This window comes from Marinobacter shengliensis (assembly GCF_003007715.1).
In the GTDB taxonomy this organism is placed as follows: Bacteria; Pseudomonadota; Gammaproteobacteria; order Pseudomonadales; family Oleiphilaceae; genus Marinobacter; species Marinobacter shengliensis.
Genome location: NZ_PXNO01000003.1, coordinates 72816 through 95287, shown reverse-complemented (window position 1 = coordinate 95287; position 22472 = coordinate 72816). Strand labels below are relative to the sequence as shown.

35 protein-coding genes are annotated in these 22472 nt (G+C 55.7%); 34 read left to right on the top strand and 1 reads right to left on the bottom strand.

Annotated features, from left to right (window positions below):
- The 29 genes from tuf to rplQ all read left to right on the top strand — a co-directional run.
- The coding region (gene tuf, locus C7H10_RS01140; protein ID WP_244178156.1) for an elongation factor Tu at positions 1-1196 on the top strand (1196 nt) is incomplete at its 5' end.
- Between the two features lie 186 nt (positions 1197-1382).
- On the top strand, positions 1383-1694 hold the full coding sequence (gene rpsJ / locus C7H10_RS01135; protein ID WP_004580743.1) for a 30S ribosomal protein S10: 312 nt from the start codon (positions 1383-1385) through the stop codon (positions 1692-1694).
- Positions 1695-1769: 75 nt separating this feature from the next.
- Complete coding sequence (gene rplC / locus C7H10_RS01130) at positions 1770-2408, top strand: 50S ribosomal protein L3 (RefSeq protein WP_058089994.1); 639 nt, start codon at positions 1770-1772, stop codon at positions 2406-2408.
- Positions 2409-2419: 11 nt separating this feature from the next.
- Complete coding sequence (rplD, locus tag C7H10_RS01125) at positions 2420-3025, top strand: 50S ribosomal protein L4 (RefSeq protein WP_061333569.1); 606 nt, start codon at positions 2420-2422, stop codon at positions 3023-3025.
- The gene (gene rplW, locus C7H10_RS01120; protein WP_008174862.1) at positions 3022-3315 is read left to right on the top strand and encodes a 50S ribosomal protein L23; all 294 of its coding nucleotides are present in this window, start codon (positions 3022-3024) and stop codon (positions 3313-3315) included. The genes rplD and rplW overlap by 4 nt, the downstream gene beginning before the upstream one ends.
- A 17-nt stretch (positions 3316-3332) precedes the next feature.
- Positions 3333-4160, top strand: coding sequence for a 50S ribosomal protein L2 (gene rplB / locus C7H10_RS01115; protein WP_058089996.1), 828 nt, complete (start codon positions 3333-3335; stop codon positions 4158-4160).
- Positions 4161-4183: 23 nt separating this feature from the next.
- Positions 4184-4459, top strand: a complete 276-nt coding sequence (rpsS, locus tag C7H10_RS01110) for a 30S ribosomal protein S19 (protein WP_061333570.1) — start codon at positions 4184-4186, stop codon at positions 4457-4459.
- 16 nt (positions 4460-4475) lie between these two features.
- Positions 4476-4808, top strand: a complete 333-nt coding sequence (gene rplV / locus C7H10_RS01105) for a 50S ribosomal protein L22 (protein WP_008940674.1) — start codon at positions 4476-4478, stop codon at positions 4806-4808.
- 11 nt (positions 4809-4819) lie between these two features.
- Positions 4820-5503, top strand: coding sequence for a 30S ribosomal protein S3 (rpsC, locus tag C7H10_RS01100; RefSeq protein WP_058089998.1), 684 nt, complete (start codon positions 4820-4822; stop codon positions 5501-5503).
- Between the two features lie 12 nt (positions 5504-5515).
- Positions 5516-5929: a 50S ribosomal protein L16 gene (rplP, locus tag C7H10_RS01095; protein ID WP_044387654.1), complete on the top strand. Its 414-nt coding sequence runs from the start codon at positions 5516-5518 to the stop codon at positions 5927-5929.
- Positions 5929-6120, top strand: coding sequence for a 50S ribosomal protein L29 (rpmC, locus tag C7H10_RS01090; protein ID WP_058089999.1), 192 nt, complete (start codon positions 5929-5931; stop codon positions 6118-6120). Before rplP ends, rpmC begins: the two co-directional genes overlap by 1 nt.
- A gap of 1 nt (position 6121) precedes the next feature.
- A complete protein-coding gene (gene rpsQ, locus C7H10_RS01085; protein ID WP_044387650.1) occupies positions 6122-6388 on the top strand; it encodes a 30S ribosomal protein S17 in 267 nt (88 codons plus the stop codon).
- 18 nt (positions 6389-6406) lie between these two features.
- Positions 6407-6775 (top strand): 50S ribosomal protein L14, encoded by a 369-nt coding sequence (rplN, locus tag C7H10_RS01080; protein WP_007154005.1) that lies wholly within the window; start codon positions 6407-6409, stop codon positions 6773-6775.
- 17 nt (positions 6776-6792) lie between these two features.
- Positions 6793-7113, top strand: a complete 321-nt coding sequence (rplX, locus tag C7H10_RS01075) for a 50S ribosomal protein L24 (RefSeq protein WP_061333571.1) — start codon at positions 6793-6795, stop codon at positions 7111-7113.
- Between the two features lie 15 nt (positions 7114-7128).
- Positions 7129-7668: a 50S ribosomal protein L5 gene (gene rplE / locus C7H10_RS01070; protein ID WP_058090001.1), complete on the top strand. Its 540-nt coding sequence runs from the start codon at positions 7129-7131 to the stop codon at positions 7666-7668.
- A gap of 12 nt (positions 7669-7680) precedes the next feature.
- The gene (gene rpsN, locus C7H10_RS01065; RefSeq protein ID WP_058090002.1) at positions 7681-7986 is read left to right on the top strand and encodes a 30S ribosomal protein S14; all 306 of its coding nucleotides are present in this window, start codon (positions 7681-7683) and stop codon (positions 7984-7986) included.
- Positions 7987-8074: 88 nt separating this feature from the next.
- Positions 8075-8467 carry a 30S ribosomal protein S8 gene (rpsH, locus tag C7H10_RS01060; protein WP_058090003.1) on the top strand — a complete coding sequence of 131 codons (393 nt, stop codon included), beginning with the start codon at positions 8075-8077 and terminating at the stop codon, positions 8465-8467.
- A gap of 9 nt (positions 8468-8476) precedes the next feature.
- Entirely contained in the window at positions 8477-9010 is a 534-nt protein-coding gene (gene rplF / locus C7H10_RS01055; protein WP_058090004.1) for a 50S ribosomal protein L6, read from the top strand.
- A gap of 9 nt (positions 9011-9019) precedes the next feature.
- Positions 9020-9367: a 50S ribosomal protein L18 gene (gene rplR, locus C7H10_RS01050; RefSeq protein WP_011784258.1), complete on the top strand. Its 348-nt coding sequence runs from the start codon at positions 9020-9022 to the stop codon at positions 9365-9367.
- Positions 9368-9379: 12 nt separating this feature from the next.
- Positions 9380-9880, top strand: coding sequence for a 30S ribosomal protein S5 (gene rpsE / locus C7H10_RS01045; RefSeq protein WP_058090005.1), 501 nt, complete (start codon positions 9380-9382; stop codon positions 9878-9880).
- Positions 9881-9884: 4 nt separating this feature from the next.
- Complete coding sequence (gene rpmD / locus C7H10_RS01040; RefSeq protein ID WP_007153997.1) at positions 9885-10073, top strand: 50S ribosomal protein L30; 189 nt, start codon at positions 9885-9887, stop codon at positions 10071-10073.
- 1 nt (position 10074) lies between these two features.
- Positions 10075-10509: a 50S ribosomal protein L15 gene (gene rplO / locus C7H10_RS01035; RefSeq protein WP_022989795.1), complete on the top strand. Its 435-nt coding sequence runs from the start codon at positions 10075-10077 to the stop codon at positions 10507-10509.
- A 17-nt stretch (positions 10510-10526) separates the two neighbouring features.
- A complete protein-coding gene (secY, locus tag C7H10_RS01030; protein ID WP_058090006.1) occupies positions 10527-11849 on the top strand; it encodes a preprotein translocase subunit SecY in 1323 nt (440 codons plus the stop codon).
- 33 nt (positions 11850-11882) lie between these two features.
- Positions 11883-11996, top strand: coding sequence for a 50S ribosomal protein L36 (gene rpmJ, locus C7H10_RS01025; protein ID WP_004580765.1), 114 nt, complete (start codon positions 11883-11885; stop codon positions 11994-11996).
- Positions 11997-12137: 141 nt separating this feature from the next.
- Positions 12138-12494 (top strand): 30S ribosomal protein S13, encoded by a 357-nt coding sequence (rpsM, locus tag C7H10_RS01020; RefSeq protein ID WP_029655315.1) that lies wholly within the window; start codon positions 12138-12140, stop codon positions 12492-12494.
- A gap of 13 nt (positions 12495-12507) precedes the next feature.
- Positions 12508-12897, top strand: a complete 390-nt coding sequence (rpsK, locus tag C7H10_RS01015; RefSeq protein WP_007153992.1) for a 30S ribosomal protein S11 — start codon at positions 12508-12510, stop codon at positions 12895-12897.
- An 18-nt stretch (positions 12898-12915) separates the two neighbouring features.
- Entirely contained in the window at positions 12916-13536 is a 621-nt protein-coding gene (gene rpsD, locus C7H10_RS01010) for a 30S ribosomal protein S4 (protein WP_058090007.1), read from the top strand.
- 35 nt (positions 13537-13571) lie between these two features.
- A complete protein-coding gene (locus C7H10_RS01005; protein WP_008174911.1) occupies positions 13572-14576 on the top strand; it encodes a DNA-directed RNA polymerase subunit alpha in 1005 nt (334 codons plus the stop codon).
- A 33-nt stretch (positions 14577-14609) separates the two neighbouring features.
- Complete coding sequence (gene rplQ, locus C7H10_RS01000) at positions 14610-15008, top strand: 50S ribosomal protein L17 (protein WP_058090008.1); 399 nt, start codon at positions 14610-14612, stop codon at positions 15006-15008.
- Positions 15009-15075: 67 nt separating this feature from the next.
- Here the strand turns inward: rplQ and uvrA are convergent, their stop codons facing one another.
- On the bottom strand, positions 15076-17895 hold the full coding sequence (gene uvrA, locus C7H10_RS00995) for an excinuclease ABC subunit UvrA (protein WP_106693335.1): 2820 nt from the start codon (positions 17893-17895) through the stop codon (positions 15076-15078).
- Positions 17896-18075: 180 nt separating this feature from the next.
- On the opposite strand from uvrA, the gene C7H10_RS00990 reads away from it, so the two are divergent.
- The 5 genes from C7H10_RS00990 to gspM all read left to right on the top strand — a co-directional run bounded on the left by C7H10_RS00990 (position 18076) and on the right by gspM (position 22472).
- Positions 18076-19446, top strand: a complete 1371-nt coding sequence (locus C7H10_RS00990) for an MFS transporter (RefSeq protein ID WP_106693334.1) — start codon at positions 18076-18078, stop codon at positions 19444-19446.
- 56 nt (positions 19447-19502) lie between these two features.
- The gene (gene ssb / locus C7H10_RS00985; RefSeq protein WP_061333574.1) at positions 19503-20045 is read left to right on the top strand and encodes a single-stranded DNA-binding protein; all 543 of its coding nucleotides are present in this window, start codon (positions 19503-19505) and stop codon (positions 20043-20045) included.
- Positions 20046-20236: 191 nt separating this feature from the next.
- Complete coding sequence (locus C7H10_RS00980) at positions 20237-21181, top strand: type IV pilus biogenesis protein PilM (protein ID WP_228263931.1); 945 nt, start codon at positions 20237-20239, stop codon at positions 21179-21181.
- Positions 21178-21798 carry a PilN domain-containing protein gene (locus C7H10_RS00975; protein WP_244178155.1) on the top strand — a complete coding sequence of 207 codons (621 nt, stop codon included), beginning with the start codon at positions 21178-21180 and terminating at the stop codon, positions 21796-21798. Before C7H10_RS00980 ends, C7H10_RS00975 begins: the two co-directional genes overlap by 4 nt.
- Complete coding sequence (gspM, locus tag C7H10_RS00970; RefSeq protein ID WP_106693333.1) at positions 21795-22472, top strand: type II secretion system protein GspM; 678 nt, start codon at positions 21795-21797, stop codon at positions 22470-22472. The genes C7H10_RS00975 and gspM overlap by 4 nt, the downstream gene beginning before the upstream one ends.

The window sequence follows — 22472 nt, the reverse complement described above, 5'->3', positions numbered from 1 at the left end:
TGTCTAAAGCAAAGTTTGAGCGTAACAAGCCGCACGTAAACGTGGGCACCATTGGTCACGTTGACCATGGTAAGACCACTCTGACAGCCGCCCTGACTCGTGTATGTCACGAAGTATGGGGTACTGGTGAGAGCCGTGCTTTCGATCAGATCGATAACGCACCGGAAGAGCGTGCGCGTGGTATCACCATCGCGACCTCTCACGTTGAGTACGATTCTCCGACCCGTCACTACGCACACGTAGACTGCCCGGGCCACGCGGATTATGTTAAGAACATGATCACCGGTGCTGCCCAGATGGACGGCGCTATCCTGGTTTGCTCCGCAGCTGACGGCCCCATGCCGCAGACTCGTGAGCACATCCTGCTGTCCCGTCAGGTTGGTGTACCGTTCATCGTTGTGTTCCTGAACAAAGCGGACATGGTAGACGATGAAGAGCTGCTTGAGCTGGTAGAGATGGAAGTTCGTGACCTGCTGAGCCAGTACGACTTCCCGGGTGACGACACTCCGATCATCACCGGTTCTGCGCTGATGGCTCTGGAAGGTAAAGACGACAACGAGATGGGTACTACCGCTGTTAAGAAGCTGGTAGAAGCCCTGGACGACTACATCCCTGAGCCGGAGCGTGCGATTGATCAGCCGTTCCTGATGCCGATCGAGGACGTATTCTCCATCTCTGGTCGTGGTACCGTTGTTACCGGTCGTGTAGAGCGTGGCATCATCAAAGTAGGTGACGAAGTGGAAATCGTGGGTATCCGCGACACCACCAAGACCACCTGTACTGGTGTTGAGATGTTCCGCAAGCTGCTGGACGAAGGTCGTGCCGGTGAGAACGTAGGTGTTCTGCTGCGTGGTACCAAGCGTGACGACGTTGAGCGTGGTCAGGTTCTGTGTGTACCGGGCTCCATCAAGCCGCACACCAAGTTCGAGTGTGAAGTGTACGTACTGTCCAAAGAAGAAGGTGGTCGTCATACTCCGTTCTTCAAGGGCTACCGTCCGCAGTTCTACTTCCGGACTACTGATGTAACCGGTTCTTGTGAACTGCCGGAAGGCGTTGAAATGGTAATGCCGGGTGACAACGTGAAAATGACTGTTACCCTGATCGCTCCGATCGCCATGGAAGATGGTCTGCGCTTCGCGATTCGCGAAGGCGGCCGTACCGTTGGTGCCGGCGTGGTCTCCAAGATCATCGAGTAATCTGCTCGTTTGATCAGGAAAAAGGGGCTGACTGGTTCAGCCCCTTTTTCTGTTTAAGTCGCAAAGTCTGCCTGACCTCCGTCAATATCAATGATGTTGACAGGGTTGGGTATTATGCATACAATGCGGCTCCTTTTTTTGAAGGTCGGCTAACTAGTAGCTGCTACGAGTGGAGTTTGGTGCATCATGCAAAGCCAAAAGATTCGAATCCGGTTGAAGGCGTTTGATTATCGCCTGATCGACCAGTCCACGCAGGAGATCGTCGATACCGCCAAGCGGACCGGCGCTCAGGTGCGTGGTCCTATTCCTCTGCCGACGCGCAAGGAAAAGTACACGGTATTGATCTCTCCGCACGTCAATAAAGACGCGCGTGATCAGTATGAAATTCGTACCCACAAGCGTTTGCTCGACATTGTTGAGCCGACGGAGAAGACAGTGGATGCTCTGATGAAACTGGACCTGGCAGCAGGTGTAGACGTTCAGATCAGCCTCGGCTAATACCGCCCGGTATTAGTCTGTGTAACTGTCACAGGCCATAGAGGGTGCAAGCCCCGTACACTTAAGAGGTGAAACATGGCAATTGGTGTTGTCGGTCGTAAGGCCGGTATGACCCGTATTTTTACGGACGAGGGGCAGGCATTGCCCGTAACGGTAATCGAGGTTGAGCCCAACCGCATTACCCAACTGAAAACTCTCGAAAACGACGGCTACCGCGCTGTGCAGGTAACCGTAGGTTCTCGTCGTGCCTCCCGCGTGAGCAAGGCTGCTGCTGGTCACTTTGCGAAAGCAGGTGTTGAAGCTGGTCGTGGCGTGTGGGAATTTCGTCTGGCTGATGGCGAAGGTGAAGACCTCGCTGCAGGCGGCGAGCTGACAGTCTCTGTGTTTGAAGACGGTCAGGTGGTTGATGCCACTGGTCAGTCCAAAGGTAAGGGCTTCCAGGGTGGTGTCAAGCGCTGGAACTTCTCCATGCAGGACGCTACTCACGGTAACTCCCTGTCTCATCGTGCTCCGGGTTCTATTGGTCAGAACCAGACTCCGGGCAAGGTATTCAAGGGTAAAAAGATGGCCGGTCAGATGGGTAACGCGCAGGTCACTGTGCAGAACCTGAAAATCGTCCGTGTCGATGCCGAGCGCAACCTGCTGCTGGTAAGTGGTGCCGTACCTGGTGCGACTGGCGGCGACGTTGTCATCAAGCCTGCAGTTAAAGCCTGAGGAGCGGTGCGATGGAATTGACAATTACTGGTAGCGGCAAGGGGATTTCTGTTTCCGACGCTGCGTTTGCCAAAGATTTTAATGAAGCACTGGTGCACCAGGTGGTAACTGCCTACATGGCAGCTGGCCGTCAGGGTACCAAGGCTCAGAAAACACGTTCCGAAGTCAGTGGCGGTGGCAAGAAGCCGTGGCGTCAGAAGGGCACCGGTCGCGCTCGTGCGGGCACCATTCGTAGCCCGATCTGGCGTTCAGGCGGCGTAACTTTTGCGGCCAAGCCCCGTGATTTCGAACAGAAAGTTAACCGCAAGATGTATCGTGCGGCTATGTGTTCCATTCTTTCCGAGCTGGTCCGTCAGGAGCGTCTGGTGGTTGTTGACGATATGAACGTTGACAGTCCCAAGACCAAGGCGTTCACCGCCAAGCTGAAGGATCTGGGCGTATCTAACGCTCTGATTCTTTCCGATAGCGTTGAGCAGAACCTGCACCTGGCTTCCCGCAACATTCCTCACGTGGATGTTCGCGACGTGGCAGGTCTGGATCCGGTCAGCCTGGTTGCCTACGAGAACGTTGTGGTAACTGTTCCCGCTCTGAAGAAGATCGAGGAGATGCTGGGATGAATCAGGAACGTATTTATAAGGTCCTGCTGGGGCCGCACGTATCAGAGAAAGCGTCTCTGGCAGCCGAGCGTGGTCAGGTGGTATTCCGTGTAGCACCAGACGCCACCAAGCCGGAGATCAAGAAAGCCGTTGAGCAGCTGTTCAACGTCACCGTCGAAGGTGTTCAGGTTCTGAACCGTAAGGGTAAGCTCAAGCGCACTATCCGCGGGTTCGGCAAGCGTAATGACATTCGTAAGGCTTACGTCAAGCTGGCAGAAGGTCAGGACATCGATTTTCTGGATGTGGAATAAGGTAAAGGGGTCGTAATATGCCGATCGTCAAAACCAAGCCAACATCTGCCGGACGCCGTCACGTTGTAAAACTTTACAACCCGGATCTGCACAAAGGACGTCCTTACGAGCCGTTGGTAGAAACTAAGAGTAAGTCAGGTGGTCGTAACAACGCTGGCCGCATTACTACTCGTCACATTGGTGGTGGCCACAAGCAGCACTACCGTGTAATTGATTTCAAGCGGACCAAAGATGGTATCCCGGCGGTTATTGAACGCCTGGAATATGATCCTAACCGCTCTGCGCACATCGCGCTGCTGAAGTACTCCGATGGCGAGCGTCGCTACATCATCGCTCCCAAAGGTATGAAGGCAGGTGATCCTGTGCGGTCCGGCGTCGACGCGCCGATTAAGGTGGGCTCCACTCTGCCGCTCCGGAACATTCCGGTTGGTTCTGTGATCCACTGCGTCGAACTCAAGCCTGGCAAAGGTGCCCAGCTGGCTCGCTCCGCGGGCGCATCCGTACAGCTGGTAGCTCGGGAAGGGGCTTATGCCACTATCCGCCTGCGTTCAGGTGAAATGCGTAAGGTGCTTGTAGATTGCCGTGCAACGCTGGGTGAAGTGTCCAACAGCGAGCACAGCCTCAAGCAGCTTGGTAAAGCGGGTGCATCACGTTGGCGCGGTAAACGTCCAACAGTACGTGGTGTTGCTATGAACCCAGTTGACCACCCACATGGTGGTGGTGAAGGGCGTACCTCTGGCGGGCGTCACCCGGTTACTCCGTGGGGTGTTCCGACCAAAGGGCATAAGACTCGTAAGAACAAACGTACTGACAAGATGATAGTACGTCGTCGTTCAGCCAAGTAAACGACTACATAGAGGTAAATGCTGTGCCACGTTCTTTGAAGAAAGGTCCTTTTATAGACCTGCATCTGTTGAAGAAGGTCGAGGCAGCTCTGGAAACAAGTGACAAGCGGCCGATCAAAACCTGGTCCCGCCGGTCAACAATCTTTCCGGAGATGGTAGGCCTGACCATTGCAGTCCACAACGGCAAGCAGCACGTGCCGGTTTATGTCACCGAAGATATGGTCGGACATAAACTGGGTGAGTTCGCGGCAACGCGTACTTATCGTGGTCATGCGGCCGACAAGAAAGCTAAACGCTGATTGTGAGGTAATAGAAATGGAAGTAGCAGCCAAGTACAAGGGCGCTCGCCTCTCAGCTCAGAAAGCACGTCTTGTTGCCGACCAGGTACGCGGCAAGGCTGTTGAGGACGCCCTGAACATTCTGACTTTCAGCCCTAAGAAGGCAGCGGTTGTGATCAAGAAAGCTCTTGAATCCGCCATTGCCAACGCTGAGCACAACGAAGGTCTGGACGTAGATGATCTGCGGGTTTCCACTGTCATGGTGGATGAGGGCCCAACGCTCAAGCGAATCAAAGCTCGAGCCAAGGGGCGCGCTGACCGTATTTTCAAGCGCACCTGTCATATCACCGTCAAGGTCGCCGACAAGTAGGAGATGCTCAGATGGGTCATAAAGTAAATCCAACCGGCATGCGCCTGGGTGTGATCAAAGAGCACAACTCAGTGTGGTATGCCGACAAGAAGGACTACGCGAAGAATCTGCTGAATGATATTCAGGTTCGCGAGTTCCTGGACAAGCGTCTGGTTAAGGCGTCTGTCAGCAAGATCGTGATCGAGCGCCCTGCTCAGAACGCCCGGATCACGATCCATACCGCCCGCCCCGGTATTGTTATCGGTAAGAAGGGTGAAGATGTTGACCGTCTGCGTCGCGAAGTCAGCGACATGATGGGTGTGCCTGTGCACATCAACATCGAAGAAGTCCGCAAGCCGGACCTGGATGCCCGCCTGGTAGCGCAAAACGTTGCCGGTCAGCTGGAGCGTCGTGTGATGTTCCGTCGCGCTATGAAGCGTGCGGTTCAGAACGCCATGCGTCAGGGTGCCAAGGGTATCAAGATTCAGGTTGGCGGTCGTCTTGGGGGTGCTGAAATCGCACGTTCCGAGTGGTATCGCGAAGGTCGTGTACCTCTGCACACATTACGTGCAGATATTGATTATGCAACCTATGAAGCGCACACCACTTACGGCGTTATCGGCGTAAAGGTATGGATCTTCAAAGGTGAGATTCTTGGTGGTATGGAGCAGGTCCGTGCTGACAAGAAAGCCTCTGGGAAGAAAGGTTCTAAGTAAAGGGGCACTCTTATGCTGCAACCAAAACGCACCAAATTCCGCAAGGTAATGAAAGGCCGTAACACCGGTCTTGCTCACCGCGCCAACAAGGTGAGCTTCGGTGAATACGGATTGAAAGCGACCAGTCGCGGGCGTATAACTGCGCGCCAGATTGAGGCGGCACGTCGTACTATGACACGTCGTATCAAGCGGGGCGGTAAGATCTGGATCCGGGTTTTCCCGGACAAGCCGATCACCGGTAAGCCGCTTGAAGTACGGATGGGTAAAGGTAAAGGTTCTGTCGAGTATTGGGTGGCTGAAATTCAGCCAGGCCGTATGTTGTATGAGATGGAAGGTGTTTCCGAGGAAATCGCTCGTGAGGCCTTCACTCTTGCAGCGGCCAAACTGCCGGTACAGACCACCTTTGTAACGAGGACGGTGATGTGATGAATGCAACAGAGCTGCGTGAAAAGTCAGTCGAGGAGCTGAACAAAGAGCTGATCGACCTCCTGAAGGAGCAGTTCAACCTGCGCATGCGCAAAGCGACAGGTCAGCTGAATCAGTCTCACCTCCTCGGCAAGGTGAAGCGCGATATCGCTCGCGTTAAAACGGTATTGAATGAAAAGGCAGGACAGTGACATGACCGAAGCTACCCAAACTGCCAGAACTCTGAGCGGCAAGGTCGTGAGCAACAAGATGGATAAGTCCATCGTGGTCCTGGTTGAGCGTCAGGTGAAACATCCTCTGTACGGCAAGTACATGAAGCGCTCGACCAAGATCCATGCGCACGATGAAAGCAATCAGTGCAACATCGGCGACATCGTAACCATTCAGGAAACCCGCCCGGTCTCCAAGACCAAAAGCTGGGCCCTGGTGGAAGTCACCGAACGCGCGTCCAAGGTGTAATTCGCCCGGAGAACAACCATGATTCAGACTCAAACAATGCTTGAAGTCGCGGATAACAGTGGTGCACGTCAGGTTATGTGCATCAAGGTCCTGGGCGGATCTCACCGGCGTTATGCGAGCGTTGGGGATATCATCAAGGTAACCGTTAAGGAAGCCATCCCCCGCGGTAAGGTGAAGAAAGGCCAGGTCCTCAAGGCTGTTGTAGTACGTACCCGTAAGGGTGTGCGTCGTCCGGACGGTTCATTGATCCGTTTTGACGGTAACGCGGCGGTACTTCTGAACAATCAGGACGCTCCCATTGGTACCCGTATCTTCGGACCGGTTACCCGTGAACTGCGTAACGAGAAGTTCATGAAGATTATCTCACTGGCACCCGAAGTACTTTAAAGGACCAGAGGCCGGTTATGAAAAAGATCAAACGAGATGACGAAGTAATCGTCACCACGGGGAAAGACAAAGGCAAACGTGGTAAAGTCCTGAAGGTTCAGGACGACGGCCGTGTGATTGTTTCTGGCATCAATATGATGAAGAAGCACACCAAGCCGAACCCGATGCTCGGCACCCCGGGTGGTATCGTCGAAAAAGAAGCGCCTATCCAGGCTTCCAACGTGGCTATTTTTAATCCGCAGACCGGCAAAGCCGATCGTGTTGGCTTCCAGACCAAGGAAGACGGCAGCAAAGTGCGGATCTTCAAGTCCACGAACGAAGCTGTCGATAACCAGTAAGCGGTGGTGGTTACGATGCTTAACATGAAAGAGCAGTACACTAAGGAAGTGGTACCCGCCCTGCAGAAAGAGTTCGGTTACAAGAACGTTATGCAGGTGCCGCGTATCGAGAAAATCACCCTGAACATGGGTGTTGGCGAAGCGGTTGGTGACAAAAAGCTGATTGAAAACGCTGTGGCGGATCTTGAGCGTCTGGCGGGTCAAAAGGCGGTTGTTACCAAGGCACGCAAATCCGTAGCGGGTTTCAAAATCCGTGAAGGTTGGCCGATTGGCTGTAAGGTGACCCTGCGCGGTGAGCGTATGTGGGATTTCTTTGATCGCCTGGTGCACATTGCGGTTCCCCGCATTCGTGACTTCCGCGGTCTGAACCCGAAATCCTTCGACGGTCGCGGTAACTACAGCATGGGTGTTCGTGAGCAGATCATCTTCCCTGAGATCGAGTACGACAAAGTCGACAAGATCCGCGGGCTGGATATCACCATCACCACCACTGCCGGTACCGACGACGAAGGTCGCGAACTGTTGAAAGCCTTTGGCTTTCCGTTCAAGAAATAAGGAACGAGTGACATGGCGAAGGTTTCAATGAAAAACCGTGAGCTCAAGCGCGAAAAGACTGTGGCTAAATTCGCAGCCAAGCGCGCCGAGCTCAAGGCGATTATCAAAAACCCGAATACCAGCGAAGAAGATCGTTGGAACGCACAAATGAAGCTGCAACAGCTGCCTCGTGATGCGAGTCCCTCACGTCTTCGGAATCGTTGCCAGGTGACTGGTCGTCCCCACGGCGTTCTGCGCAAGTTCGAACTGTCACGGATCAAACTCCGTGAGTACGGCATGCGCGGTGACGTTCCGGGCCTGACCAAGGCAAGCTGGTAAGATAGGTCGCCTGACTTCGGTCAGGTGCCTGTTGGTAAGCGGTGCGGCACGCCGCTGCACAACTAAAAAGATCAGGAGCCTCATACTAATGAGTATGCAAGACACGCTTGCGGATATGTTTACCCGTATCCGTAATGCCCAGATGGCATCGAAAGCTGATGTGACGATGCCGTCTTCAAAAATGAAGGTCTCCGTGGCCCAGGTCCTTAAGGACGAAGGCTACGTAGCAGATTTTTCTGTTTCAGCTGACGCGAAGCCCGAGCTGACCATCACTCTGAAATACTTCGGCGGCAAGCCGGTTATCGAAGAGATCAAGCGGGTCAGCCGTCCGAGTCTGCGCCAGTACAAAGGCGCTGGGGAGCTGCCGAAGGTTTCCGGCGGTCTGGGAGTCGCGATTGTCTCAACGTCCAAGGGCGTTATGACAGACCGCGCCGCACGTGCTGCAGGCGTGGGTGGCGAAGTCATCTGCACCGTATTCTAGGAGATACACATGTCCAGGGTTGCCAATAATCCTGTCGTGCTGCCTTCCGGTGTTGAGGTTAAGCTGAACGGACAGGAAATTAATGTGAAGGGCTCCAAGGGAGCTCTCCAATTCACCATTCACCAAGCGGTTGAAGTGAAGCAGGAAGAGGGTTCTCTTCGCTTTGCGGCCCGCGATGGTGCGAAACAGTCCCGCGCTCTTGCTGGTACTACTCGTGCGCTGGTTAACAACATGGTTACCGGCGTATCCACAGGCTGGGAGCGCAAGCTGCAGCTGACGGGCGTAGGTTATCGTGCGCAGGCGCAAGGTAAGAAGCTCAATCTGACACTGGGTTTTTCTCACCCGGTTGAGTATGAGCTGCCCGAGGGTGTTACCGCTGAAACTCCGTCCAATACGGAAGTTGTGATTCGCGGTATCGACAAGCAACAGGTTGGCCAGGTCGCTGCTGAAATCCGCGCGTTCCGTCCGCCCGAGCCTTATAAGGGCAAGGGTGTTCGTTATGCGGATGAGCAGGTCAGACGCAAAGAAGCCAAGAAGAAATAAGGCGGGACTATGAGCGCGAATAACGAAAGATTGCGTCGCGCACGCAAAGTGCGCATGAAGATCCGTGAACTGGGTACCGACCGTCTGTGCGTTCATCGCACGCCGCGTCATATGTACGCCCAGGTTACGACTGCAGATGGCAGCAAAGTGCTGGCCACTGCCTCCACGTTGGATAAGGAACTGCGCCAGGGTGCAACCGGTAACGTGGACGCTGCCAAGAAGGTCGGTCAGCTGATTGCTGAGCGTGCCAAGGCAGCAGGCATTGAGAAGGTCGCTTTTGACCGCTCAGGTTACCGTTATCACGGTCGTGTACAGGCTCTGGCCGACGCAGCCCGTGAAGCTGGCTTGCAATTCTAAGAGGTGGAGAAGATGAGCGTTAACGAACAGAAGGCGCCTGAGCTCCAGGAAAAGCTGGTTCAGGTCAATCGTGTCGCCAAGGTAGTTAAAGGCGGCCGTATTTTTGCCTTCACCGCACTGACTGTAGTGGGTGATGGCAAAGGACGCGTTGGTTTCGGTCGTGGTAAGGCCCGGGAAGTCCCGGTTGCCATCCAGAAGGCGATGGAAGCTGCTCGCAAGAACATGGTAGACGTGGCCCTTGACGGCACCACCCTGCAGTACGCAGTTCGTGCCCAGCACGGTGGCTCCAAAGTGTTCATGCAGCCTGCATCCGAAGGTACCGGTATTATTGCCGGTGGTGCGATGCGTGCGGTACTGGAAGTGGCTGGCGTACACAACGTACTGTCCAAGTGCTACGGCTCTACCAACCCGGTGAACGTTGTACGTTCTACCATCAAGGGTCTGCAGGCCATGAAGGCGCCTGAAGATATTGCAGCCAAGCGCGGTAAATCCGTCGAAGATATTCTGGGTTGAAGTCATGGCGAACGCAAAAACGATCAAAGTAACTCTGACCCGCAGCCCGATCGGCTGTCAGCCCAAGCACAAGCTGTGTGTGAAAGGCCTGGGTCTTCGTAAAATCGGTCATACCGTTGAAGTGGAAGATACACCTTCTATTCGCGGCATGATCAACCGGGTTAACTACCTGGTACAGGTTGAGGAGAACTAAGATGCGTCTGAACGAACTTGCTCCGGAACCTGGTTCACGTCCTTCCGCCAAGCGTGTTGGTCGTGGTATCGGTAGCGGTCTGGGTAAAACTGGTGGTCGCGGTCATAAAGGTCTGAAATCCCGTTCCGGTGGCTCTGTAGCGCCTGGTTTCGAGGGTGGTCAGCAGCCTTTGGCCCGTCGTCTGCCAAAGTTTGGTTTCACTTCCCGCCAGCAGCGCTATGTTGCCGAAATTCGCCTGAACGAGCTGGCGAAGGTTGAAGGCGACGTGGTCGATCTGGCTGCACTGAAGAAGGCTGACATCATTCGCGAAGAAATTCGCGAAGCCAAGGTTATGCTGTCCGGTGAGCTGGATCGCGCTGTAACCGTTAAAGGGCTACGTGTCACCAAAGGCGCACGCGAGGCAATCATTGCCGCGGGTGGGAAAGTCGAAGACTAAGACGAGTCGAGGACTAAATGGCCAAGACAGCATCATTGCCTGCGGGCGCCGGAAAGGGATTTGCAGAGCTGCGTTCGCGGCTCTGGTTCGTGTTTCTGGCGTTGTTGGTGTACCGGATCGGTGCCCACATTCCCGTTCCAGGCATCAACCCGGACCGGTTGGCGGCACTGTTTGATCAGAACCAGGGAACCATCCTGAGTTTGTTCAACATGTTTTCCGGTGGTGCGCTTGAGCGCATGAGTATCTTCGCACTCGGTATCATGCCGTACATTTCGGCTTCTATTATCATGCAGCTCATGACTGCGGTCAGTCCGCAGCTTGAGCAGCTGAAGAAGGAAGGCGAGGCGGGTCGTCGCAAGATCAGCCAGTATACGCGGTATGGTACGGTTGTCCTGGCCCTGGTTCAGGGCTTTGGTATTTCTGTAGGGTTGGCCTCTCAGGGCGTCACCTTCAACGACAGCTTCAGCTTCCACTTTGTGGCAGTGGTGTCTTTCGTGTGTGGTGCCGTCTTCATGATGTGGCTCGGTGAGCAGATCACCGAGCGTGGCGTTGGCAACGGTATATCACTGCTGATTTTCGCAGGGATTGTCGCCGGCTTGCCGGGCGCCATCGGTCAGACTCTGGAGCAGGCCCGTAACGGTGAAATGAGCCTGCTGGTAGTGCTCGGTATTGGTGTGTTGGCGATCGCGGTGGTTGGCTTCGTGGTGTTCATGGAGCGGGGCCAGCGGCGGTTAACCATCAATTATGCCAAACGGCAGCAGGGCCGCCGGGTGTTTGCCCAGCAGTCCAGTCATTTGCCGCTGAAGGTCAATATGGCCGGTGTTATTCCGCCGATCTTTGCCTCGTCGATTCTGTTGTTCCCGGCCTCCTTGGGCCAGTGGTTCGGGCAGGGTGAGGGCATGGAATGGTTGAGTGACATTTCTCAGGCATTGGCTCCGAGCCAGCCGTTGTATATCATCCTGTTCGCAGCAGCAGTGGTCTTCTTCTGCTTCTTCTATACAGCACTGATGTACAACCCGAAGGAAGTTGCGGATAACCTCAAGCGTTCCGGCGCGTTCATCCCGGGCATTCGCCCAGGAGAGCAGACTGCCAAGTACATCGATGGTGTACTGACCCGTCTGACGTTGTTCGGGGCTATGTATATTGCAGCAGTGTCCTTGTTCCCTCAGTTCCTGATGGTGGCAGGTAATGTACCTTTCTATCTTGGTGGTACCTCACTGCTGATTGTTGTAGTCGTGGTGATGGATTTCATGGCTCAGGTTCAGTCGCACCTGATGTCGCATCAGTATGAATCGCTGATGAAGAAGTCCAATCTCAAGGGCTATGGTCGGAACGGCTGACACAGCCGTTCCCCTTGAAAACTGGAGTCGACAATGAAAGTACGCGCTTCGGTAAAGAAAATTTGCCGTAACTGCAAAGTAATTCGTCGCAATGGCTCGGTTCGAGTCATCTGCACGGAGCCTCGTCACAAGCAGCGCCAGGGCTGATTTCCAAGAAATCGCTCTGACATTGTAAAAGGGGTTCGGAATAGTAGCGCTTGACTCGCGAGCGGGTCAGGCGCTATTATTTCGCGCCCTTTTTGTGGCGGAAAATTCACACAGCAAAGCTTTGAACGCGGAGTAATTTGGATGGCACGTATAGCCGGTGTCAATATACCCGATCACAAACATGCTGTTATCTCGCTCACCTACATCTTTGGTGTTGGCAAGACAACAGCCCAGAAGCTTTGCGATGCAACCGGCGTTAAGCCGGACGTCAAGGTCAAAGACCTGAGCGACGAGCAGCTTGAAGCACTTCGTACCGAAGTGGGCAAGTTCACCGTCGAAGGCGATCTGCGTCGTGAAGTACAGATGAACATCAAGCGTTTGAAGGATCTCGGTTGCTTCCGTGGTCTGCGTCATCGTCATGGACTTCCGGTCCGTGGCCAGCGCACCAAGACCAACGCCCGCACCCGTAAAGGTCCTCGCAAACCTATTCGTAAGTAACAGGTAGGCAAACATGGCAAAGCCAGGTACACGTACCCGTAAAAAGGTGAAAAAGACGGTTGTTGATGGCGTCGCGCACATTCACGCGTCCTTCAACAACACCATCGTGACCATTTCGGACCGTCAGGGCAACGTCCTGTCCTGGGCCACCTCAGGTGGTTCCGGTTTCCGCGGCTCACGTAAGAGTACACCTTTTGCTGCGCAGGTAGCAGCTGAAAGAGCCGGTAATGCGGCTGCTGAATACGGCCTTAAAAACCTGGACGTAGAGGTTAAGGGTCCTGGGCCCGGACGTGAATCTGCAGTTCGCGCGCTGAATGCGTGTGGCTACAAGATCACCAACATCACTGATGTGACGCCGATTCCCCATAACGGCTGTCGTCCGCCCAAGAAGCGCCGCGTCTAACACAGGAGACAGTGAAATATGGCTCGTTATATAGGCCCGAAGTGCAAGCTGTCTCGTCGTGAAGGGACAGATCTTTTTCTGAAGAGCGGCGTACGCGCGCTCGATTCGAAGTGCAACATCGAGACTCCGCCGGGTATGCACGGCGCGCGTCGCGGTCGTCTGTCCGAGTACGGCGTACAGCTTCGTGAAAAACAGAAAGTCCGTCGTATCTACGGCGTACTTGAGAAGCAATTCCGCAACTACTACAAAGAGGCCGCTCGCCTGAAGGGTGCAACCGGTGAAAACCTGCTGCAACTTCTGGAAGGTCGTCTGGATAACGTTGTGTATCGCATGGGCTTTGGTTCTACCCGTGCAGAAGCCCGTCAGCTCGTCTCTCACAAGGCGATCCTGGTGAACGATAAGCCGGTCAACGTGCCGTCCTATCAAGTCAAGCCGGGCGACGTTGTGAGTGTGCGTGAGAAGGCCAAAAACCAGCTGCGCGTTAAAGGTGCACTGGATCTGGCTGGTAGCCGCGCACCGGTAAGCTGGGTAGAGGTTGACGCCAACAAGATGTCCGGCGTTTACAAGTCAGTACCTGAGCGTACTGAACTGCCGGCCGACATCAACGAGAACCTCATCGTCGAGCTTTACTCCAAGTAAAGCCCAGTTAGCAACGATAGCAGATAGGGGCGTCTATGCAGCGTTCAGTACATGAGTTATTGACACCTCGTACCATTGACGTGAAAGAATCCAGCGCCACGCGCGCCAAGGTGACACTGGAGCCGCTTGAGCGCGGTTTCGGTCATACCCTGGGTAGCGCACTGCGTCGCATTCTCTTGTCTTCGATGCCGGGCTGCGCCGTGACTGAAGCACAGATCGACGGTGTCCTGCACGAGTACAGCGCCATTGAGGGTGTCCAGGAGGACGTCATCGAGATTCTTCTGAATCTCAAGGGCGTCGCCGTAAAGATGAACGGCCGTGACGATGCTGAGCTGACGCTCAGCAAGAAGGGCCCGGGTGTAGTGACCGCCGGCGATATCAAGCTGGACCACGATGTGGAAATCGCTAACCCCGAGCACGTGATCTGTCACCTGAGCGAGAACGGCGAAGTCAACATGCGTTTGCGTGTTGCCCGCGGTCGCGGCTATGAGCCGGCTGATCAGCGTGGTCTGGACGAGGATGAAACTCGTGCCATCGGACGTTTGCAGCTTGATGCTACGTTCAGCCCGGTTCGCCGAGTGGCGTATGCCGTCGAAAGCGCACGGGTTGAGCAGCGTACAGATCTGGACAAGCTTGTTATTGATCTGGAGACAAATGGCACCATCGATCCGGAAGAAGCGATTCGCCGGGCGGCCACGATTCTCCAGCAGCAGCTGGCTGTGTTTGTAGATTTCGATCATGAGAAAGAGCCAGAGCGTGTAGAAGAAGAGGAAGAAATCGATCCGATTCTGCTGCGCCCGGTTGATGATCTGGAATTGACTGTGCGTTCAGCTAACTGCTTGAAGGCAGAAAACATTTACTATATCGGCGATCTTATCCAGCGCACCGAAGTGGAGCTGCTGAAGACGCCTAACCTTGGCAAAAAGTCGCTGACCGAGATCAAGGACGTTCTTGCGTCCCGTGGTTTGTCTCTGGGCATGCGTCTTGATAACTGGCCGCCGGCAAGCCTTCGTGGTGATGACCGGGTTCTGGGCGGTTGATCGCCGATTAGTTTAAGGTAAGGAATCAGAGCAATGCGTCATCGTAAGAGTGGTCGTAAGTTCAGCAGGACCAGTGCGCATCGCAAGGCCATGTTCCGTAACATGACTGCGTCACTGGTTGAACATGAGCTGATCAAGACAACGCTGCCGAAAGCCAAAGAGCTTCGTCGTGTAGCTGAGCCGTTGATCACGCTCGCAAAGAATGATTCGGTTGCAAATCGTCGTCTGGCGTTCTCACGCCTGCGTAGCGATGCTGCGGTAGCCAAGCTGTTCAATGAGCTGGGCCCCCGTTATAGCGAGCGTCCGGGTGGTTATCTTCGTATTCTGAAGTGCGGTTTCCGTGCTGGCGACAATGCCCCTATGGCATTCGTTGAGCTGGTTGGCCGTCCTCTGGACATCGAGGCTGAAGAAGTGGACGAAGGCGAAGAGTAAAATCTTCGCTCTAGTTCAAAAAAAAACCGGGTTCCGAAAGGTTCCCGGTTTTTTTTGTGGTGAAAACCTACTTGAGCATAGGCTTCAGATAACGCCCGGTATGGGATGCCGGATTGTCCGCTACCTCCTCCGGTGTTCCCTCAGCAATAATCTGCCCGCCGCCAGAACCACCCTCTGGTCCCAGGTCGACAATCCAGTCAGCCGTTTTGATCACATCCAGGTTGTGTTCGATGACCACGATGGTGTTGCCGTGATCCCTCAGGCGTTCAAGGACGTTCAATAGCTGCTGTATGTCGTAAAAGTGCAAACCCGTGGTGGGTTCGTCGAGGATGTACAGAGTTTTGCCGGTGTCGCGCTTGGACAGTTCCTTGGCCAGTTTTACCCGCTGGGCCTCACCACCCGATAGGGTAACTGCACTCTGTCCAAGACGGATGTAGGACAAGCCCACGTCCATGAGGGTTTGCAGTTTTCTGGCGATAAAGGGTACGGCGTCGAAGAACTCTCGCCCTTCCTCAACGGTCATCTCAAGCACTTCGTTGATGTTCTTGCCCTTGTAGCGGACTTCCAGGGTTTCGCGGTTGTAGCGCTTGCCTTTGCAGATGTCGCAGGGCACGTAGACGTCCGGCAGGAAGTGCATTTCCACTTTAATTACGCCGTCACCCTGGCAGGCTTCACAGCGTCCGCCTTTGACGTTGAAGGAGAATCGGCCGGGCTTGTAGCCGCGAGACCGTGCTTCCTGGGTGCCGGCAAAGAGCTCACGGATGGGGGTGAACAGGCCGGTGTATGTCGCCGGATTCGACCGGGGGGTGCGCCCGATCGGACTTTGATCAATGTCGATAACCTTATCGAGGTGATCCAGGCCCTTGAGGTTTTTATAGGGGGCATGGTTCAGGCTGGTGGCCTTGTTTAGCTTGGCCGCAGCCACCGGGTACAGGGTGCTGTTAATGAGGGTGGATTTACCGGAGCCGGAGACCCCGGTTACGCACGTCATGACCCCCAGTGGCAGCGTTAGCGTGACGTCCTGAAGGTTGTTGCCTGTGGCGCCGGACAGGACCAGGTGTTTGCCGTTGCCCTTGTTGCGGGTTGCTGGCACGGCAATTTCTTTCTCTCCGCTCAGGTATTGGCCAGTCATCGATGCCGGGTTGACGATAATCTCTTCAGGGGTGCCGCGAGCAACGATTTCACCACCGTGTACGCCGGCACCAGGGCCAATATCGATGACATAATCGGCAGCACGGATGGCGTCTTCGTCGTGTTCAACGACAATCACGGTGTTGCCGAGGTCCCGCAGGTGGGTGAGGGTGGCCAGCAGGCGGTCGTTGTCCCGCTGGTGCAGGCCGATGGACGGTTCGTCCAGGATGTACATGACACCCACCAGCCCGGCGCCAATCTGGCTGGCCAGGCGAATCCGCTGTGCCTCACCGCCCGAGAGGGTGTCTGCGCTGCGTTCCAGCGTCAGGTACTCAAGGCCGACATTGACCAGGAACTGTAAGCGTTCCCGCACTTCCTTGAGGATTTTTTCGGCGATTTCACCTTTACGGCCAGGCAGAGTCAGCTCGCTGAAGTAGCGGTGAGCGTCGCCTACCGGCAGGTGAGTGATTTCAGGTAGTGTCCGTTCCTCGATAAAGACATTGCGGGCGCCGCGGCGAAGCCGGGTGCCACCGCAGTCTTTGCAAGGCTGGGTGCTCAGGTTGCGGGCCAGTTCTTCGCGCATGCTTTGGGAGTCTGTCTCCCGGTAGCGGCGTTCCAGGTTCGGGATGATGCCCTCAAAGGGGTGGGCTCTCTCCATGATCTGGCCACGGGAATTGACGTACCGGAAGCTGATGTCTTCATTGCCAGAGCCATAGAGCAGTGCTCGCTGAAACGGTTCTGGCAAGTCTTCCCACGGCGTTTCCAGGTCGATGTCATAATGCTCGGCCACGCTGGTCAGCATCTGGAAGTAATAGACCGCGCGCCGGTCCCAGCCCTTGATCGCGCCGGAGGCCAGCGTGGCTTCCGGATTCTGGATAACTTTTTCGGCATCAAAGAACTGGCGCACTCCCAGACCATCACAGGTGGGGCATGCGCCGGCTGGGTTGTTGAAGGAGAAGAGCTTGGGTTCGAGTTCGCTCAGTGAATACCCGCATTGGGTACAGGCATAGCGTGCCGAGAATGTCTGTTCTTCGCCGTCTCCGGTCATTGGGGCGACCAGCGCGATGCCATCGGCCAACTCAAGGGCGGTTTCGAAACTTTCCGCCAATCGCTGTTCCAGGCCCTCTTTGACCTTGAAGCGGTCTACCACGACATCAATCTGGTGTTTGCGTTTCTTGTCCAGCGCCGGAACATCATCGATGTCATAAACCGTGCCGTCGACCCTAAGGCGGATGAAGCCCTGGCTGCGCATGGTATCAATCACCTGGAGGTGCTCGCCTTTTCGGTCCCTGATCACCGGCGCCAGGATCATCAGTTTGCTGCCTTCAGGCATCGCCAGGATCTGATCGACCATCTGGCTCACGGTCTGGGCCTCCAGCGGCTGACCGTGGTCCGGGCAGCGGGGTTCGCCGGACCGGGCAAAAAGCAGTCGCAGGTAGTCGTAGATTTCAGTGATGGTGCCAACGGTTGAGCGGGGATTATGGGATGTGGACTTCTGTTCAATGGAAATGGCGGGTGACAGGCCTTCGATGTGATCAACATCGGGTTTTTCCATCATCGACAGGAATTGCCGCGCGTAGGTGGACAAAGACTCTACATACCGGCGCTGCCCTTCGGCGTAGAGGGTGTCGAAGGCCAGTGAGGATTTTCCTGAACCTGACAGCCCGGTGATGACAATGAGTTTGTCTCTTGGCATATCCAGGTCGATGTTCTTCAGGTTGTGCGTGCGTGCGCCTTTGATCTGGATATGGTCCATAACACCTCGCTTGGGTAAAACCACCATTATATCGTTTTCGGTAGCCCCCGGCGAAACTGGTGTTGTGCCGCCTGGGGTACGCTGTCTTGGGTAGTCCCTCACCCGGGGCGCATCTGGTACAATGCGCCGCTTGCAGCCATTAGCTGCCTTCCCAATTTTTTCAATCCGGCACGGGTAAGCATGAACGCGCTTGAAAAACGCTCTGTTACGGCTTTGGCCTCGGTGTACGCAATGCGTATGCTTGGCCTGTTCATGGTCATGCCGGTGTTCGTGTTGCTCGGTAGTGATCTGCAGGGCGCAACGCCTGCGCTCATTGGTTTGGCGATTGGGGCCTATGGTCTCAGTCAGGCCCTGTTGCAGATTCCGTTCGGCTTGTTGTCTGACCGGGTTGGCCGCAAGCGGATGATCTATATCGGGCTAGTGCTGTTCGCCGCTGGCAGCCTGCTGGCAGCCTCCACCGACTCCATATACGTTGTGATTGCCGGACGGGTTCTTCAGGGGGCAGGAGCCATTGCCAGCGTGTTAATGGCCTTGTTAAGCGACCTTACCCGCGAGGAGGAGCGCACCAAGGCAATGGCTATGGTGGGCATTTCCATTGGTCTGTCGTTCTCGGTATCACTGGTGGTTGGGCCCCTGCTGGGCTCGGTCTGGGGATTGTCCGGCATTTTCTATGCAACGGCCGCCATGGCCGTGGCGGCCTTGTTCATCGTGGCCAAAGTGGTGCCAACACCCCATGCCCACAGAATCAGCGCGGATACCCATCCCGCGAGGGAGATGGTCGGGCGGGTGCTGCGGGACGGTCGCCTACTGCGGCTGGACTTCGGTATCTTCATCCTCCATTTTGCCCTGACAGCGCTGTTTCTGGTGTTTCCCACCATGCTTCAGGATCAGTTGGGGCTGGCCAGCGTTTCCCATTGGTGGTTCTACCTTACGGTGATGGTGACATCCTTCTTCGCCATGGTGCCGTTTATCATCATTGGTGAGAAAAAGCGGGTGATGAAACCGGTGCTTTGCGGTGCCATCGCCCTGCTTTCGCTGGCAACGGCCGCACTGACCGGTGTGGAGAAGAGTCTCTGGCTGGCCTGGGGCGTACTGTTCTTCTTCTTTATGGCGTTTAACCTTCTGGAAGCGAGCCTGCCCTCATTGATCAGCAAAGAAGCTCCGGCCGCCAGTAAGGGGACCGCTATGGGGGTTTACTCGACGTCGCAGTTTTTTGGTGCGTTTCTCGGCGGTGCCCTGGGCGGTTACTTGCTACAATCTGCCGGCCTGGAAGGGGTTCTCTGGTTAATGGCCGGTGGTTTGGCTGCCTGGTTTCTGGTAGCACTGACGATGCCGGCGCCGAATTACACCACGAGCTTTGTGGTTGAGTTGGAGCAGGTGCTGCCTGCCGGTTTTGATGAGATTGATGAGACATTGCGCCGCCTGCCCGGTGTGCAGGACGTGGTGATTGTGGAAGATGCGGCAACCGCTTACTTAAAAGTGGACCGTCAGCATTTTCATGAAGATCAGCTTGCGCACTTTGAATTTGTGCGGCAGGGTAAAGGTTCTTAAACAAAGGATGCGTGCATGGACCGCACGTGTTCCGGAAAATCGATCAGGAGCAGAAGATGGCACGAGGCATTAACAAGGTAATTCTCATTGGTAATCTGGGCCAGGATCCGGATACCCGCTATACCCCGAATGGCAACGCGGTTGTGAATCTCAACCTGGCTACCGATGAAAGTTACAAGGATCGCCAGACTGGCCAGATGGTACCGAGAACCGAATGGCATCGGGTTGTGCTGTTCGGCAAGGTGGCGGAAGTGGCCGGCCAGTACCTGCGTAAAGGTTCCAAGGTGTATATCGAAGGTCGCCTGCAAACCCGCAAGTGGCAGAATAAAGAAGGGCAGGACGTATACACCACCGAGATTGTGGTAGACATCAACGGCCAGATGCAGATGCTCGACAGCCGCGGTGGCGAAGGTGGCATGAACCAGGGAGCTCCCCAGGGCCGGCCGCAGCAGCAACCCCAATCTCAGTATAATGCTCCGCCCCAGCAGCAGGGTGGCCAGGCGCAGCAGCCGTCCGGGGGTTACAACCCTCAGGGTCAGCAGCAGGCCGGTGGCATGCCGGAACCGATTGATGATTTTGATGACGACATTCCGTTCTGAATGTGATCCAGCTCATCGACAATCAAAAAGCCCGTGCTCTGCGCGGGTTTTTTTGTTAACGAGTTGCAAAATCTCCGTGAAATCAGTCGGTGAAACGTAGAGTTACGTTCACTTTCTCAACTATCATGTAAGCCTGTGTTAAAAGTGCTGATAATTTAAACACCTTGTGCACGCCGGCCGGCAGCAGAGCTGTGGCCACGACCTGGGAATCCATGATCCTGAATCTTGTTACGACTCTACAAAAACTGATCCACCGCAAGCCTTCGGGACAGCCTGTCTGTCTTGAGGTGCGCCCGGATGGCATTGCCTGGGCCAGAGCCGCTGCTTCGCCCGGGCAGTCGCTGGGCTTTGTTGAGTGTGTTTCTGCACAACGGCACGACACGCTCAGCAAGCTGGTGGACGACCAGGGCTGGGCTGGTGTGCCTGCGGTTCTGGTCCTGCCCATTGATCAATATCAGGTGTTTCAAGTTGAGCGTCCGGAGGGTGTTGAGGACAGTGAGCTGGCCGATGCGCTCAAATGGAAGCTCAAGGACTTCCTCGATTTCAGCCCGGCCGACGCCGTGTCGGATGTGTTTGCATTTCCGGAAGACGCGTCCCGTGGGCGTGGCCCGCTGGTGAACGTTGTTGCAGCCCGCAAATCTCTGGTTCGCGAGCTTATTGGTCTGGTAGCGGATGCAGGCCTTGAGCTGGATCGAATCGATATTGCCGAGCTGGCCTTGCGAAATCTGGCGGCCCGCCTGGATCAGTCGAATAGGGGGGTGGCTCTGGTTCATCTTCGTGACCGCTATGGCCAGATGGTCATATGCCAGGGCGATACCCTGTATCTCTCCCGCCGCCTTGAGCTGTCTTATGATGATCTGCGGGACGCCTCCAGCCAGGAGGGTGCTGTGCAATCCCTGGCGCTGGAGATCCAGCGTTCCATGGACTATTTCGAGAGCCAGCTCGGCCAGGTGCCACCGTCGACCATCCAACTGGTGGCCCGGGATTCGGTATTACCGTTGAACTCCATGCTCTCATCTTACATGGCGGCCGGTATCGAGGTGCCTGAGTGGAGCCAGTTTGGCTTGTCTGGCGCGCTTGATAGCCGATGCCTGCCCGCCTGGAGTGCGGCGCTTGGCCTGGGGAGTCAGGCATGATCAGGCAACAGGTGAACCTGTATACCCCGGAACTTCGCCCTACAAGGCAGCGGCTGCATGCCGGTACGGCCGGAGCTTTGGTTGGGATCGTATTGCTGATACTCGTGGCCGTCATGGCTTTTGGCCGCTGGCACAATCAGACGCTGGAGCAGCAGGTAGAGCGGCTGGAACAGCAGAACCGGAATCTGGAAACGGCGGTTGCCACCATGGCCGACCAGGTGCAGGCCAGGCAACCAGATCCTGAGCTGGAAGCCTCGCTGGCGCGGATCACTGAGACAATTGCTCGCAGGCAGCGTCTGCTCGAACGGGTGGAAGGCCTGGCAACCCACAACCACGGTGGTTTTTCCGGGCGGCTTTCGGCCCTGGCGCGCCAGGTTCCTGAGGACCTGTGGCTGACAGCCGTGCGCTTGCAATCGCTTCCCTCGGCCATGCGTTTGGAGGGCAGAACCCGGGCGGCGGAACTGGTGCCCAGCTACCTTGCGCGCCTGGGTGACGAGCCGGTGTTTGTTGGTGAAACCTTTGGCGATTTCCGGTTGCAGCGGCCAGACGACGAAGCTGATCATCAGTGGGTGGAATTTCGTGTTGCAACACAACCGGGAGAGGCGTCGGGGCGATGAGTAAATTGACAGATTCCCTGGCCACCACTGCGCAGTGGTACAACGACCGCCCGATCCGTGAGCGGGTTTTGATCGTCGTGACTGCCTGTGTGCTCATGTTCGTCCTGGGCTGGGAGTTGTTGGTTACCCCAGTGGAAACCCGGCAGCAGCAACTCAATAACCGAGTGCAGGCACTAACGGCTACGCAGAACAGCTTGCTTAGCCAACAGGAAACCCTCAACAGCCAGTTGGCCGGTGACCCTTCGGAGGCATTGCGCCAGCGACTGGCTTCCCGGCAAAGCCGCCTGGAGCGGCTGGATCAGGAAATTACCGAGACTACCGGGCAGCTGATCGCACCGAGGGACATGGTCACGCTGTTACGGGACATGCTCTCAGCTCAACAGGGCTTGCAGTTGGAATCCATGACATTGCGCACGCCAACACCGGTTTATGACGGTGCCCAGCCAGAGGTGGGTAATCGGCAAGCTGCAGAGCCCTTGCTCTATGCCCACGACGTGGAGCTGACCATCCGTGGTGGTTATCTCGATGTGTTGGCGTATCTACAGCGGCTCGAAACCATGGATGAGCGTCTGGGGTGGATACAGCTGGACTATCAGGCCGGTGCCTGGCCCAAGGGTGAAGCGACCATCCGTGTGCGCACCCTGAGCCTTGATGCCGCCTGGCTGGGAGTTTGA

What these genes read in the sequence shown, in the direction of transcription:
- rpsJ (WP_004580743.1), top strand. Translation starts at nt 1,383, where the DNA reads ATGCAAAGCCAAAAGATTCGAATCCGGTTGAAGGCGTTTGATTATCGC.
- rplC (WP_058089994.1), top strand. Translation starts at nt 1,770, where the DNA reads ATGGCAATTGGTGTTGTCGGTCGTAAGGCCGGTATGACCCGTATTTTT.
- rplD (WP_061333569.1), top strand. Translation starts at nt 2,420, where the DNA reads ATGGAATTGACAATTACTGGTAGCGGCAAGGGGATTTCTGTTTCCGAC.
- rplW (WP_008174862.1), top strand. Translation starts at nt 3,022, where the DNA reads ATGAATCAGGAACGTATTTATAAGGTCCTGCTGGGGCCGCACGTATCA.
- rplB (WP_058089996.1), top strand. Translation starts at nt 3,333, where the DNA reads ATGCCGATCGTCAAAACCAAGCCAACATCTGCCGGACGCCGTCACGTT.
- rplV (WP_008940674.1), top strand. Translation starts at nt 4,476, where the DNA reads ATGGAAGTAGCAGCCAAGTACAAGGGCGCTCGCCTCTCAGCTCAGAAA.
- rpsC (WP_058089998.1), top strand. Translation starts at nt 4,820, where the DNA reads ATGGGTCATAAAGTAAATCCAACCGGCATGCGCCTGGGTGTGATCAAA.
- rplP (WP_044387654.1), top strand. Translation starts at nt 5,516, where the DNA reads ATGCTGCAACCAAAACGCACCAAATTCCGCAAGGTAATGAAAGGCCGT.
- rpmC (WP_058089999.1), top strand. Translation starts at nt 5,929, where the DNA reads ATGAATGCAACAGAGCTGCGTGAAAAGTCAGTCGAGGAGCTGAACAAA.
- rpsQ (WP_044387650.1), top strand. Translation starts at nt 6,122, where the DNA reads ATGACCGAAGCTACCCAAACTGCCAGAACTCTGAGCGGCAAGGTCGTG.
- rplN (WP_007154005.1), top strand. Translation starts at nt 6,407, where the DNA reads ATGATTCAGACTCAAACAATGCTTGAAGTCGCGGATAACAGTGGTGCA.
- rplX (WP_061333571.1), top strand. Translation starts at nt 6,793, where the DNA reads ATGAAAAAGATCAAACGAGATGACGAAGTAATCGTCACCACGGGGAAA.
- rplE (WP_058090001.1), top strand. Translation starts at nt 7,129, where the DNA reads ATGCTTAACATGAAAGAGCAGTACACTAAGGAAGTGGTACCCGCCCTG.
- rpsN (WP_058090002.1), top strand. Translation starts at nt 7,681, where the DNA reads ATGGCGAAGGTTTCAATGAAAAACCGTGAGCTCAAGCGCGAAAAGACT.
- rpsH (WP_058090003.1), top strand. Translation starts at nt 8,075, where the DNA reads ATGAGTATGCAAGACACGCTTGCGGATATGTTTACCCGTATCCGTAAT.
- rplF (WP_058090004.1), top strand. Translation starts at nt 8,477, where the DNA reads ATGTCCAGGGTTGCCAATAATCCTGTCGTGCTGCCTTCCGGTGTTGAG.
- rplR (WP_011784258.1), top strand. Translation starts at nt 9,020, where the DNA reads ATGAGCGCGAATAACGAAAGATTGCGTCGCGCACGCAAAGTGCGCATG.
- rpsE (WP_058090005.1), top strand. Translation starts at nt 9,380, where the DNA reads ATGAGCGTTAACGAACAGAAGGCGCCTGAGCTCCAGGAAAAGCTGGTT.
- rpmD (WP_007153997.1), top strand. Translation starts at nt 9,885, where the DNA reads ATGGCGAACGCAAAAACGATCAAAGTAACTCTGACCCGCAGCCCGATC.
- rplO (WP_022989795.1), top strand. Translation starts at nt 10,075, where the DNA reads ATGCGTCTGAACGAACTTGCTCCGGAACCTGGTTCACGTCCTTCCGCC.
- secY (WP_058090006.1), top strand. Translation starts at nt 10,527, where the DNA reads ATGGCCAAGACAGCATCATTGCCTGCGGGCGCCGGAAAGGGATTTGCA.
- rpmJ (WP_004580765.1), top strand. Translation starts at nt 11,883, where the DNA reads ATGAAAGTACGCGCTTCGGTAAAGAAAATTTGCCGTAACTGCAAAGTA.
- rpsM (WP_029655315.1), top strand. Translation starts at nt 12,138, where the DNA reads ATGGCACGTATAGCCGGTGTCAATATACCCGATCACAAACATGCTGTT.
- rpsK (WP_007153992.1), top strand. Translation starts at nt 12,508, where the DNA reads ATGGCAAAGCCAGGTACACGTACCCGTAAAAAGGTGAAAAAGACGGTT.
- rpsD (WP_058090007.1), top strand. Translation starts at nt 12,916, where the DNA reads ATGGCTCGTTATATAGGCCCGAAGTGCAAGCTGTCTCGTCGTGAAGGG.
- C7H10_RS01005 (WP_008174911.1), top strand. Translation starts at nt 13,572, where the DNA reads ATGCAGCGTTCAGTACATGAGTTATTGACACCTCGTACCATTGACGTG.
- rplQ (WP_058090008.1), top strand. Translation starts at nt 14,610, where the DNA reads ATGCGTCATCGTAAGAGTGGTCGTAAGTTCAGCAGGACCAGTGCGCAT.
- uvrA (WP_106693335.1), bottom strand. Translation starts at nt 17,895, where the DNA reads ATGGACCATATCCAGATCAAAGGCGCACGCACGCACAACCTGAAGAAC.
- C7H10_RS00990 (WP_106693334.1), top strand. Translation starts at nt 18,076, where the DNA reads ATGAACGCGCTTGAAAAACGCTCTGTTACGGCTTTGGCCTCGGTGTAC.
- ssb (WP_061333574.1), top strand. Translation starts at nt 19,503, where the DNA reads ATGGCACGAGGCATTAACAAGGTAATTCTCATTGGTAATCTGGGCCAG.
- C7H10_RS00975 (WP_244178155.1), top strand. Translation starts at nt 21,178, where the DNA reads ATGATCAGGCAACAGGTGAACCTGTATACCCCGGAACTTCGCCCTACA.
- gspM (WP_106693333.1), top strand. Translation starts at nt 21,795, where the DNA reads ATGAGTAAATTGACAGATTCCCTGGCCACCACTGCGCAGTGGTACAAC.